Here is a 12,399-nt window from a genome sequence, read left to right as displayed (position 1 = left end):
TCTCCGCCCGCACACCTGCGTTTGCGGAGACAACCCCTCATCCGGCGCTTCGCGCCACCTTCTCCCACAAGGGGAGAAGGAAGAGCACTGCGCTTGGCGCAATAGATCGGAGAGAAGCGATGACCACACCGGCGCTCGAGACCAAATACGTCTTCACCGTCACCGCAAAAATCGGCGACGTCATCACGGCCGGCGAGACCGGCATCGGCGTTCGCCGCATCATCCCGATTATCGGCGGCGAGGTGACGGGCGCGATCACCGGGAAGGTGCTGCCGTTCGGCGCCGACTTCCAGACCATCCGGCCCAACGAGCTGATCGATCTCGAAGCGAAATACGCCTTCGAGACGGATGACGGCGCTATCGTCTATGTCGAGAACAAGGGCATGCGCTTCGGCCCGGTCGAGCTGCTGCAAAAGCTCAAGCGCGGTGAGCCGGTCGATCCGAAACTGATCTATTTCCGCACGGTCCCGAAGTTCGAGACGGGGCACGAAAAATATCGCTGGCTGATGGAGCACATTTTTGTCGGCTCAGCCGCACGCCATGCGGACCGCGTGGTGATCGACGTGCATCAGGTGGTGTGACCACACGCTCCGCCGTCGTCCCTGCGAACGCAGGGACCCATACCGCGTGATCTATCAATTGCGACCGGCAGGAGTACCGAACGGCGAGTCTTCGCCAAACAACTCCCTGGGGTTATGGGTCCCTGCCTGCGCAGGGACGACACCGGGTTTGGCGTAGGGATCTTACCCACCTGACTTGCTACATCCTCAGGGACCGCACCGTCCCTCCTTGACTCCCCCAGAATTCGTTATACAACATAACTATTCTGACAAGGACGCAAATGACACAGGGAAACGCCGAGACCGCTGACGCGGGCGCCTCCGGGCTTTTGAGGATCGAGCGGGCGGACCGGGTTCTGACCGTGGGCCTGAACCGGCCGGCCAAGCGCAATGCGCTCAATGACGGCATTATCCTCGAAATCGGCGAGTGCTTTGCCTCCCTGCCCGAGGATATCGGCGCGGTCGTCATCCACGGCATCGGCGATCATTTCTCCTCCGGCCTCGACCTCTCCGAGCTTCAGGACCACGACGCGACCGGCGGCCTCCTCCATTCCCAGATGTGGCACCGGGTGTTCGACCGCATCCAGTACAGCCGCGTGCCCGTGATCGCTGCGCTCCGGGGCGCGGTGATCGGCGGCGGGCTGGAGCTGGCCTGCGCCGCCCATATCCGCGTCGCCGAGCCCTCGACCTATTTCGCCCTGCCGGAAGGGCAGCGCGGCATCTTCGTCGGCGGCGGCGGCTCGGTGCGGCTGCCGCGGCTGATCGGCGTTGCCAGGATGATGGACATGATGCTGACCGGCCGCGTCTATAGCGCGACCGAAGGCGCCTCCTACGGCTTTACGCAATATGTGACGGAGGCCGGCAACGGGCTCGGCAAGGCGCTGGAGCTTGCGACCAAGGTCGCCTCCAACGCGCCGCTGACGAACTTCGCCGTACTCCAGGCGCTGCCGATGATCGCGGAGGCCAATCCGCAGGCCGGCCTGTTGATGGAATCGCTGATGGCAACAGTTGCGCAGAGCGACAAAGAGGCAAAACGCAGGATCCGCGAATTCCTCGAACACAAGACCGCAAAGGTGAAGCCGAAGTCATGAGCGGACAGCCGTCCTCTTCCAGCATGGAGCGCGGCGCGAGCACTTCCCCGCTGCGGCCCATTTCGTTCGGCGATCCCGTCGTCAACATCGAGCGGCGCGACGACGGCACGATTTACCTGCGGCCCAAACAGCCGCTCGGCGACTATCCGGTCCGCCTCACCGACCGCCTGCATCACTGGGCGACGACGACGCCGGACCGCGTCTTCATGGCCGAGCGCGAAGGCGGTCGCGGCTGGCGCAAGATCACTTACGCCGAGCTGCTCGCCGCAAGCCGGCACATTGCGTCCGGCCTGATTGCGCGCGGCCTGTCGGCGGAGCGGCCGGTCGTCATCCTCTCAGGCAATTCGATCGACCACGCGCTGCTGGCGTTCGGCGCGTTCTATGCCGGAATTCCGTTCTGCCCGGTGTCGCCGGCCTATTCGCTGGTGTCGAAGGATTACGGCAAGCTCTCTTACCTGATGAAGCTGCTGACGCCCGGCCTCGTCTTCGCCGAGGACGCCGGCAAGTTCGCGGACGCGCTCACCGCCAATGTCTCGCTCGGCACCGAGATCGCCGCGTCCTGGGGCAGCGTGCCGGGCCGCGACGTCACCCTGCTCGCCGACCTCATGGCGACGCCGCTCCACGGCGATCTCGACGCGATACACGACAAAATCGGCCCCGACACGATCGCGAAGTTTTTGCTGACGTCGGGCTCGACCGGCAACCCCAAGGCCGTCATCAACACCCAGCGCATGATCTGCGCCAACCAGGTGATGCTGCGCGAGACTCTCGCCTTCCTCAAGGACGAGCCCCCGGTCATCATCGACTGGCTGCCCTGGAATCACACCTTTGGCGGCAACCACAATATCGGGCTGACGCTCTACAATGGCGGCTCGATGTATCTCGACGCCGGCAAGCCGGTGCCGGGCGGCATCGAGGAGACCGTGCGCAATCTCCAGGAGATTTCGCCGACGGTCTATTTCAACGTCCCCAAGGGCTATGAATCGCTGCTGCCGTATTTGCGCGACGACCAGGGCCTGCGCGCAAAGTTCTTCGACCGGCTGCACGCGATGTTCTTCTCGGGCGCCGCGCTGTCGCCATTCGTCTGGAACAGCCTCGACGAGCTCGCGGTGAAGGAGAAGGGCTACCGCGTGCCGATGCTGACGGGCCTTGGCGCCACCGAGACCGCGCCGTTCTTCATGTCGGTCAATCCGCGCACCAGCCGCTCCGGCCATGTCGGGTTGCCCGTATCGGGCAATGACGCCAAGCTGGTGCCGAACAACGGCAAGATGGAAGTGCGCGCCAAGGGGCCGAACGTAATGCCCGGCTATTGGCGCCAGCCCGACATCACCGCAAAATCCTTCGACGAGGAAGGATTTTACAAGATGGGCGACGCGCTCAAGCCCGTCGACCCCGATGATCTCAACGCCGGCTTCGATTTCGACGGCCGTGTCAGCGAAGACTTCAAGCTCGGCAGCGGAACCTGGGTCAGCGTCGGCCCGCTGCGCGCGCGCTTCGTCGCGGCCTGCGCGCCGCTGGTGCGCGACGTCGTCATCGCCGGCATCAACCGCGACGAAATCTCCGCGCTGGTGCTGCTCGATCTCGACGGCTGCCGGCTGATCAACCCGACGCTGCCGGCCGACGATCTCACCGTCACGGCCCGGGACCGGCTGGTGCGTGAAGCCTTCCGCGAGCGCCTGACACGCTTTCTGGCTTCGGCCACCGGTTCCTCGACGCGGATCACGCGCGCGATCCTGCTGGACACGCCGCTGTCGATCGACAAGGGCGAGGTCACCGACAAGGGCTCGATCAACCAGCGCGCGGTGCTCGAGCATCGCGACGCGCTGATCGAGGAGCTCTACGCTGCCAATCCATCGGACCGTGTGATATCGGTCGGCTAAGAAACCATCGCTACAGGAGAACGCCATGTTGTTGAAGGATCAGGCAGTCATCGTTACCGGCGGTGCATCGGGACTGGGCGCTGCGACCGCGCGAAAGCTGGCGGCGCAGGGCGCCAAGGTCGCGGTGTTCGACCTCAATGCCAAGCTTGCGGAGACCGTCGCCGCCGAGCTCAAGGGCGTCGCCGTGACCTGCGACGTCTCCGATGCCGCCTCGGCCGAGGCTGCGATCACGCAGGCGACCAAGGCGCATGGACCCGCGCGCGTGCTGGTCAATTGCGCCGGCATCGGCGTCGCCAAGCGCGTGGTCGGCCGCGACGGGCCGATGGCCCTTGCCGATTTCGACAAGGTGATCAAGGTCAACCTCATCGGCACCTTCAACATGCTGCGCCTCGCCGCGACCGAGATGTCCAAGCTCGAGCCGCAGGCGACCGGCGAGCGCGGCGTCATCATCAATACGGCGTCCGTTGCCGCCTATGACGGCCAGATCGGCCAGTCGGCCTATTCCGCCTCCAAGGGCGGCATCGTCGGCATGACGCTGCCGATCGCGCGCGAGCTCGCGCAGTTCGGCGTCCGCGTGCTGACCATCGCGCCCGGCCTGTTCCTGACGCCGCTGCTCGCCAACCTGCCGCAGGAAGCCCAGGACTCGCTCGCCGCCGCGATCCCGTTCCCGCGCCGGCTCGGCCACGCCGACGAGTTCGCCGCGCTCGCGCTGCACATGGTCGAGAACTCGTACCTGAACGGCGAAGTGGTGCGCCTCGACGGCTCGCTGCGCATGGCGCCGAAGTAAGGCGCAACGAAAGCAGGGTCATCGCATGTTCGTGAACCGGCGCGACGTCCAGATCCAGTGGGGCGACTGCGACCCCGCCAACATCGTCTATTACCCGCGCTATTTCGCGATGTTCGACGATTCGACCTCGACCCTGTTCGAGGTCGCCGGCTTCTCCAAGCAGGACCTGGTCCGCAAATACGGCCTAGTGGGTATCCCCATGGTCGATACGCGGGCCAAGTTCTACATCCCCTCGACCTATGGCGACTGGATCACCATCGAAACGAGGATCGAGAGCATCAAGCGCTCGAGCTTCGAGGTGAAGCACAGCGTCTACAAGGGCGAGGCGCTCGCGCTCGAGGGTTTTGAGACCCGCGTCCTGGTCGGCCGCGATCCCGTTAACCCCGACAAGCTGAAATCGGCACCGTTTCCAGCGGAAATGGTAGCCAAATTCACGGGGAGCTGGGTCTGGAGCTAAATCGCCGCATCACCAAAAGAGGGGGCTGAATTACCCCCCGATTTCTGCTTTCAAAGAAACACGTCAAGGGAGGAATAGATGAAACGCTTTTACCTGACCGCCGCCATCGCCGCGGCGACGCTTGCCCTGCCGGCTCTGCCTGCGCTGGCCCAGACCAGCGAAATCACCATCGGCATCACCACCACCACGACCGGCCCCGGCGCAGCGCTCGGCATTCCCGAGCGCAACGCGCTGGAATTCGTGCCGAAGGAGATCGGCGGCGTGCCGCTGAAGGTGATCGTGCTCGACGACGGCGGCGATCCCACCACGGCGACCACCAACGCCCGCCGCTTCGTGACCGAATCCAAGGCCGACATCATCATGGGCTCGGCGCTGACGCCGCCGACCATCGCGGTCTCCAACGTCGCCAACGAGGCCGGCATTCCGCATTTCGGCCTGGCGCCGTTCCCGATCACGCCTGAGCGCATGAAGTGGTCGGTGGCGATGCCGCAGCCGATCCCGATCGTGGGCAAGGTGCTGTACGACCACATGAAGTCGAAGGGCGTGAAGACCGTCGGCTATATCGGCTATTCCGACTCCTATGGCGACCTCTGGTTCAACGACCTGAAGGCCCAGGCCGTGCCGATGGGCATCACCATCGCCGATGAGGAGCGCTTCGCCCGCCCTGATACGTCAGTGACCGGACAGGTGCTAAAGCTCGTCGCCGCCAACCCCGATGCGATCCTGGTCGGCGCTTCCGGTACCGCGGCCGCGCTGCCGCAGACCGAGCTGCGCGAGCGCGGCTATCAGGGCCTGATCTACCAGACCCATGGCGCCGCCAGCGTGGACTTCATCCGCATCGCCGGCAAAGCAGCGGAAGGCGTGCTGATGGCCTCCGGTCCCGTCATGGACCCCGAGGACCAGCCCGACGAAGCCGCCACCAAGAAGCCGGGCCTCGCGCTCAACACCGCCTATGAGGCCAAGTACGGCCCGAACAGCCGCAGCCAGTTCGCCGGTCATTCCTATGATGCGTTCGAGATCCTCAAGCGCATCATTCCGACGGCGCTGAAAACCGCAAAGCCCGGCACGCCGGAATTCCGCGAAGCGATCCGCCAGGCGCTGCTGTCCGAGAAGGAGCTGGCGGCGAGCCAGGGCGTCTACAACTTCACCGAAAAGGACCGCTACGGCCTCGACGAGCGCTCGCGCATCCTGCTCACGGTGAAGAACGGCAAGTACACGCTCGTGAGGTAAGGCGCGGCAAGAGTTTTGAGACGACGAGAGCCGGCCCGTTGGGCCGGCTCTTTTGTTTTGGGTTTGAGATTGGCGAGTGCGAAGTCGAATCGAGTCGGCCTACAGCAGCGCTCTCTCCGTTCCCTCCCCCCTTGCGGGGGAGGGGCAGGGAGAGGGGTGCCACACGGGAATTCTTTCCGTCGTGCACCCGCCCTCGATGCATCATCAACAACGGGTACCTTTTCCTGGACCACCCCTCTCCCTAGCCCTCCCCCGCAAGGGGGGAGGGAACGGAGAGAGCGCTGCTGTAGGCCGACTCGATTCGACTTCGCACTCGCCAATCTCAAACCCAAAACAAAAGAGCCGGCCCAACGGGCCGGCTCTCGTCGTCTCAAAACTCTTGCCGCGCCTTACCTCACGAGCGTGTACTTGCCGTTCTTCACCGTGAGCAGGATGCGCGAGCGCTCGTCGAGGCCGTAGCGGTCCTTTTCGGTGAAGTTGTAGACGCCCTGGCTCGCCGCCAGCTCCTTCTCGGACAGCAGCGCCTGGCGGATCGCTTCGCGGAATTCCGGCGTGCCGGGCTTTGCGGTTTTCAGCGCCGTCGGAATGATGCGCTTGAGGATCTCGAACGCATCATAGGAATGACCGGCGAACTGGCTGCGGCTGTTCGGGCCGTACTTGGCCTCATAGGCGGTGTTGAGCGCGAGGCCCGGCTTCTTGGTGGCGGCTTCGTCGGGCTGGTCCTCGGGGTCCATGACGGGACCGGAGGCCATCAGCACGCCTTCCGCTGCTTTGCCGGCGATGCGGATGAAGTCCACGCTGGCGGCGCCATGGGTCTGGTAGATCAGGCCCTGATAGCCGCGCTCGCGCAGCTCGGTCTGCGGCAGCGCGGCCGCGGTACCGGAAGCGCCGACCAGGATCGCATCGGGGTTGGCGGCGACGAGCTTTAGCACCTGTCCGGTCACTGACGTATCAGGGCGGGCGAAGCGCTCCTCATCGGCGATGGTGATGCCCATCGGCACGGCCTGGGCCTTCAGGTCGTTGAACCAGAGGTCGCCATAGGAGTCGGAATAGCCGATATAGCCGACGGTCTTCACGCCCTTCGACTTCATGTGGTCGTACAGCACCTTGCCCACGATCGGGATCGGCTGCGGCATCGCCACCGACCACTTCATGCGCTCAGGCGTGATCGGGAACGGCGCCAGGCCGAAATGCGGAATGCCGGCCTCGTTGGCGACGTTGGAGACCGCGATGGTCGGCGGCGTCAGCGCCGAGCCCATGATGATGTCGGCCTTGGATTCGGTCACGAAGCGGCGGGCGTTGGTGGTCGCCGTGGTGGGATCGCCGCCGTCGTCGAGCACGATCACCTTCAGCGGCACGCCGCCGATCTCCTTCGGCACGAATTCCAGCGCGTTGCGCTCGGGAATGCCGAGCGCTGCGCCGGGGCCGGTCGTGGTGGTGGTGATGCCGATGGTGATTTCGCTGGTCTGGGCCAGCGCAGGCAGAGCCGGCAGGGCAAGCGTCGCCGCGGCGATGGCGGCGGTCAGGTAAAAGCGTTTCATCTATTCCTCCCTTGACGTGTTTCTTTGAAAGCAGAAATCGGGGGGTAATTCAGCCCCCTCTTTTGGTGATGCGGCGATTTAGCTCCAGACCCAGCTCCCCGTGAATTTGGCTACCATTTCCGCTGGAAACGGTGCCGATTTCAGCTTGTCGGGGTTAACGGGATCGCGGCCGACCAGGACGCGGGTCTCAAAACCCTCGAGCGCGAGCGCCTCGCCCTTGTAGACGCTGTGCTTCACCTCGAAGCTCGAGCGCTTGATGCTCTCGATCCTCGTTTCGATGGTGATCCAGTCGCCATAGGTCGAGGGGATGTAGAACTTGGCCCGCGTATCGACCATGGGGATACCCACTAGGCCGTATTTGCGGACCAGGTCCTGCTTGGAGAAGCCGGCGACCTCGAACAGGGTCGAGGTCGAATCGTCGAACATCGCGAAATAGCGCGGGTAATAGACGATGTTGGCGGGGTCGCAGTCGCCCCACTGGATCTGGACGTCGCGCCGGTTCACGAACATGCGATGACCCTGCTTTCGTTGCGCCTTACTTCGGCGCCATGCGCAGCGAGCCGTCGAGGCGCACCACTTCGCCGTTCAGGTACGAGTTCTCGACCATGTGCAGCGCGAGCGCGGCGAACTCGTCGGCGTGGCCGAGCCGGCGCGGGAACGGGATCGCGGCGGCGAGCGAGTCCTGGGCTTCCTGCGGCAGGTTGGCGAGCAGCGGCGTCAGGAACAGGCCGGGCGCGATGGTCAGCACGCGGACGCCGAACTGCGCGAGCTCGCGCGCGATCGGCAGCGTCATGCCGACGATGCCGCCCTTGGAGGCGGAATAGGCCGACTGGCCGATCTGGCCGTCATAGGCGGCAACGGACGCCGTATTGATGATGACGCCGCGCTCGCCGGTCGCCTGCGGCTCGAGCTTGGACATCTCGGTCGCGGCGAGGCGCAGCATGTTGAAGGTGCCGATGAGGTTGACCTTGATCACCTTGTCGAAATCGGCAAGGGCCATCGGCCCGTCGCGGCCGACCACGCGCTTGGCGACGCCGATGCCGGCGCAATTGACCAGCACGCGCGCGGGTCCATGCGCCTTGGTCGCCTGCGTGATCGCAGCCTCGGCCGAGGCGGCATCGGAGACGTCGCAGGTCACGGCGACGCCCTTGAGCTCGGCGGCGACGGTCTCCGCAAGCTTGGCATTGAGGTCGAACACCGCGACCTTGGCGCCCTGCGCCGCCAGCTTTCGCGCGGTCGCAGCGCCCAGTCCCGATGCACCGCCGGTAACGATGACTGCCTGATCCTTCAACAACATGGCGTTCTCCTGTAGCGATGGTTTCTTAGCCGACCGATATCACACGGTCCGATGGATTGGCAGCGTAGAGCTCCTCGATCAGCGCGTCGCGATGCTCGAGCACCGCGCGCTGGTTGATCGAGCCCTTGTCGGTGACCTCGCCCTTGTCGATCGACAGCGGCGTGTCCAGCAGGATCGCGCGCGTGATCCGCGTCGAGGAACCGGTGGCCGAAGCCAGAAAGCGTGTCAGGCGCTCGCGGAAGGCTTCACGCACCAGCCGGTCCCGGGCCGTGACGGTGAGATCGTCGGCCGGCAGCGTCGGGTTGATCAGCCGGCAGCCGTCGAGATCGAGCAGCACCAGCGCGGAGATTTCGTCGCGGTTGATGCCGGCGATGACGACGTCGCGCACCAGCGGCGCGCAGGCCGCGACGAAGCGCGCGCGCAGCGGGCCGACGCTGACCCAGGTTCCGCTGCCGAGCTTGAAGTCTTCGCTGACACGGCCGTCGAAATCGAAGCCGGCGTTGAGATCATCGGGGTCGACGGGCTTGAGCGCGTCGCCCATCTTGTAAAATCCTTCCTCGTCGAAGGATTTTGCGGTGATGTCGGGCTGGCGCCAATAGCCGGGCATTACGTTCGGCCCCTTGGCGCGCACTTCCATCTTGCCGTTGTTCGGCACCAGCTTGGCGTCATTGCCCGATACGGGCAACCCGACATGGCCGGAGCGGCTGGTGCGCGGATTGACCGACATGAAGAACGGCGCGGTCTCGGTGGCGCCAAGGCCCGTCAGCATCGGCACGCGGTAGCCCTTCTCCTTCACCGCGAGCTCGTCGAGGCTGTTCCAGACGAATGGCGACAGCGCGGCGCCCGAGAAGAACATCGCGTGCAGCCGGTCGAAGAACTTTGCGCGCAGGCCCTGGTCGTCGCGCAAATACGGCAGCAGCGATTCATAGCCCTTGGGGACGTTGAAATAGACCGTCGGCGAAATCTCCTGGAGATTGCGCACGGTCTCCTCGATGCCGCCCGGCACCGGCTTGCCGGCGTCGAGATACATCGAGCCGCCATTGTAGAGCGTCAGCCCGATATTGTGGTTGCCGCCAAAGGTGTGATTCCAGGGCAGCCAGTCGATGATGACCGGGGGCTCGTCCTTGAGGAAGGCGAGAGTCTCGCGCAGCATCACCTGGTTGGCGCAGATCATGCGCTGGGTGTTGATGACGGCCTTGGGGTTGCCGGTCGAGCCCGACGTCAGCAAAAACTTCGCGATCGTGTCGGGGCCGATTTTGTCGTGTATCGCGTCGAGATCGCCGTGGAGCGGCGTCGCCATGAGGTCGGCGAGCAGGGTGACGTCGCGGCCCGGCACGCTGCCCCAGGACGCGGCGATCTCGGTGCCGAGCGAGACATTGGCGGTGAGCGCGTCCGCGAACTTGCCGGCGTCCTCGGCGAAGACGAGGCCGGGCGTCAGCAGCTTCATCAGGTAAGAGAGCTTGCCGTAATCCTTCGACACCAGCGAATAGGCCGGCGACACCGGGCAGAACGGAATTCCGGCATAGAACGCGCCGAACGCCAGCAGCGCGTGGTCGATCGAATTGCCTGAGAGGATGACGACCGGCCGCTCCGCCGACAGGCCGCGCGCAATCAGGCCGGACGCAATGTGCCGGCTTGCGGCGAGCAGCTCGGCGTAAGTGATCTTGCGCCAGCCGCGACCGCCTTCGCGCTCGGCCATGAAGACGCGGTCCGGCGTCGTCGTCGCCCAGTGATGCAGGCGGTCGGTGAGGCGGACCGGATAGTCGCCGAGCGGCTGTTTGGGCCGCAGGTAAATCGTGCCGTCGTCGCGCCGCTCGATGTTGACGACGGGATCGCCGAACGAAATGGGCCGCAGCGGGGAAGTGCTCGCGCCGCGCTCCATGCTGGAAGAGGACGGCTGTCCGCTCATGACTTCGGCTTCACCTTTGCGGTCTTGTGTTCGAGGAATTCGCGGATCCTGCGTTTTGCCTCTTTGTCGCTCTGCGCAACTGTTGCCATCAGCGATTCCATCAACAGGCCGGCCTGCGGATTGGCCTCCGCGATCATCGGCAGCGCCTGGAGTACGGCGAAGTTCGTCAGCGGCGCGTTGGAGGCGACCTTGGTCGCAAGCTCCAGCGCCTTGCCGAGCCCGTTGCCGGCCTCCGTCACATATTGCGTAAAGCCGTAGGAGGCGCCTTCGGTCGCGCTATAGACGCGGCCGGTCAGCATCATGTCCATCATCCTGGCAACGCCGATCAGCCGCGGCAGCCGCACCGAGCCGCCGCCGCCGACGAAGATGCCGCGCTGCCCTTCCGGCAGGGCGAAATAGGTCGAGGGCTCGGCGACGCGGATATGGGCGGCGCAGGCCAGCTCCAGCCCGCCGCCGATCACCGCGCCCCGGAGCGCAGCGATCACGGGCACGCGGCTGTACTGGATGCGGTCGAACACCCGGTGCCACATCTGGGAATGGAGGAGGCCGCCGGTCGCGTCGTGGTCCTGAAGCTCGGAGAGGTCGAGGCCGGAGGAGAAATGATCGCCGATGCCGTGGATGACGACCGCGCCGATATCCTCGGGCAGGGAGGCAAAGCACTCGCCGATTTCGAGGATAATGCCGTCATTGAGCGCATTGCGCTTGGCCGGCCGGTTCAGGCCCACGGTCAGAACCCGGTCCGCCCGCTCGATCCTCAAAAGCCCGGAGGCGCCCGCGTCAGCGGTCTCGGCGTTTCCCTGTGTCATTTGCGTCCTTGTCAGAATAGTTATGTTGTATAACGAATTCTGGGGGAGTCAAGGAGGGACGGTGCGGTCCCTGAGGATGTAGCAAGTCAGGTGGGTAAGATCCCTACGCCAAACCCGGTGTCGTCCCTGCGCAGGCAGGGACCCATAACCCCAGGGAGTTGTTTGGCGAAGACTCGCCGTTCGGTACTCCTGCCGGTCGCAATTGATAGATCACGCGGTATGGGTCCCTGCGTTCGCAGGGACGACGGCGGAGCGTGTGGTCACACCACCTGATGCACGTCGATCACCACGCGGTCCGCATGGCGTGCGGCTGAGCCGACAAAAATGTGCTCCATCAGCCAGCGATATTTTTCGTGCCCCGTCTCGAACTTCGGGACCGTGCGGAAATAGATCAGTTTCGGATCGACCGGCTCACCGCGCTTGAGCTTTTGCAGCAGCTCGACCGGGCCGAAGCGCATGCCCTTGTTCTCGACATAGACGATAGCGCCGTCATCCGTCTCGAAGGCGTATTTCGCTTCGAGATCGATCAGCTCGTTGGGCCGGATGGTCTGGAAGTCGGCGCCGAACGGCAGCACCTTCCCGGTGATCGCGCCCGTCACCTCGCCGCCGATAATCGGGATGATGCGGCGAACGCCGATGCCGGTCTCGCCGGCCGTGATGACGTCGCCGATTTTTGCGGTGACGGTGAAGACGTATTTGGTCTCGAGCGCCGGTGTGGTCATCGCTTCTCTCCGATCTATTGCGCCAAGCGCAGTGCTCTTCCTTCTCCCCTTGTGGGAGAAGGTGGCGCGAAGCGCCGGATGAGGGGTTGTCTCCGCAAACGCAGGTGTGCGGGCGGAGA

12 protein-coding genes are annotated in these 12,399 nt (G+C 64.8%); 6 read left to right on the top strand and 6 right to left on the bottom strand.

Annotated elements, in window-relative coordinates:
- The first annotated feature begins 119 nt into the window (after positions 1 to 119).
- From AC0L3X_RS45125 to AC0L3X_RS45100, 6 genes are all read left to right on the top strand, one after another.
- Positions 120 to 581 carry a DUF3237 domain-containing protein gene (locus tag AC0L3X_RS45125; RefSeq protein WP_063980928.1) on the top strand — a complete coding sequence of 154 codons (462 nt, stop codon included), beginning with the start codon at positions 120 to 122 and terminating at the stop codon, positions 579 to 581.
- Positions 582 to 841: 260 nt separating this feature from the next.
- The gene (locus AC0L3X_RS45120; protein WP_063980927.1) at positions 842 to 1,651 is read left to right on the top strand and encodes a crotonase/enoyl-CoA hydratase family protein; all 810 of its coding nucleotides are present in this window, start codon (positions 842 to 844) and stop codon (positions 1,649 to 1,651) included.
- Complete coding sequence (locus tag AC0L3X_RS45115) at positions 1,648 to 3,531, top strand: feruloyl-CoA synthase (protein WP_283017991.1); 1,884 nt, start codon at positions 1,648 to 1,650, stop codon at positions 3,529 to 3,531. Before AC0L3X_RS45120 ends, AC0L3X_RS45115 begins: the two co-directional genes overlap by 4 nt.
- Positions 3,532 to 3,556: 25 nt before the next feature.
- Entirely contained in the window at positions 3,557 to 4,318 is a 762-nt protein-coding gene (locus AC0L3X_RS45110; RefSeq protein ID WP_038933541.1) for a 3-hydroxyacyl-CoA dehydrogenase, read from the top strand.
- Positions 4,319 to 4,343: 25 nt separating this feature from the next.
- Positions 4,344 to 4,775, top strand: coding sequence for an acyl-CoA thioesterase (locus AC0L3X_RS45105; RefSeq protein ID WP_063980925.1), 432 nt, complete (start codon positions 4,344 to 4,346; stop codon positions 4,773 to 4,775).
- A 78-nt stretch (positions 4,776 to 4,853) separates the two neighbouring features.
- The gene (locus tag AC0L3X_RS45100) at positions 4,854 to 6,005 is read left to right on the top strand and encodes an ABC transporter substrate-binding protein (RefSeq protein WP_354131606.1); all 1,152 of its coding nucleotides are present in this window, start codon (positions 4,854 to 4,856) and stop codon (positions 6,003 to 6,005) included.
- Positions 6,006 to 6,394: 389 nt separating this feature from the next.
- Here AC0L3X_RS45100 and AC0L3X_RS45095 read toward each other — a convergent pair whose 3' ends face one another.
- From AC0L3X_RS45095 to AC0L3X_RS45070, 6 genes are all read right to left on the bottom strand, one after another.
- On the bottom strand, positions 6,395 to 7,546 hold the full coding sequence (locus AC0L3X_RS45095; RefSeq protein WP_354131606.1) for an ABC transporter substrate-binding protein: 1,152 nt from the start codon (positions 7,544 to 7,546) through the stop codon (positions 6,395 to 6,397).
- Positions 7,547 to 7,624: 78 nt separating this feature from the next.
- Positions 7,625 to 8,056: an acyl-CoA thioesterase gene (locus AC0L3X_RS45090; protein WP_063980925.1), complete on the bottom strand. Its 432-nt coding sequence runs from the start codon at positions 8,054 to 8,056 to the stop codon at positions 7,625 to 7,627.
- A gap of 25 nt (positions 8,057 to 8,081) precedes the next feature.
- Positions 8,082 to 8,843, bottom strand: coding sequence for a 3-hydroxyacyl-CoA dehydrogenase (locus AC0L3X_RS45085; protein WP_038933541.1), 762 nt, complete (start codon positions 8,841 to 8,843; stop codon positions 8,082 to 8,084).
- A 25-nt stretch (positions 8,844 to 8,868) separates the two neighbouring features.
- Positions 8,869 to 10,752 (bottom strand): feruloyl-CoA synthase, encoded by a 1,884-nt coding sequence (locus tag AC0L3X_RS45080; RefSeq protein ID WP_283017991.1) that lies wholly within the window; start codon positions 10,750 to 10,752, stop codon positions 8,869 to 8,871.
- The gene (locus AC0L3X_RS45075; protein WP_063980927.1) at positions 10,749 to 11,558 is read right to left on the bottom strand and encodes a crotonase/enoyl-CoA hydratase family protein; all 810 of its coding nucleotides are present in this window, start codon (positions 11,556 to 11,558) and stop codon (positions 10,749 to 10,751) included. The genes AC0L3X_RS45080 and AC0L3X_RS45075 overlap by 4 nt, the downstream gene beginning before the upstream one ends.
- A 260-nt stretch (positions 11,559 to 11,818) precedes the next feature.
- Positions 11,819 to 12,280 carry a DUF3237 domain-containing protein gene (locus tag AC0L3X_RS45070; RefSeq protein ID WP_063980928.1) on the bottom strand — a complete coding sequence of 154 codons (462 nt, stop codon included), beginning with the start codon at positions 12,278 to 12,280 and terminating at the stop codon, positions 11,819 to 11,821.
- Positions 12,281 to 12,399 lie beyond the last annotated feature (119 nt).

This window comes from Bradyrhizobium sp. MI1.7 (genome assembly GCF_055811795.1).
This window is presented reverse-complemented; position numbering and strand designations above follow the sequence as displayed.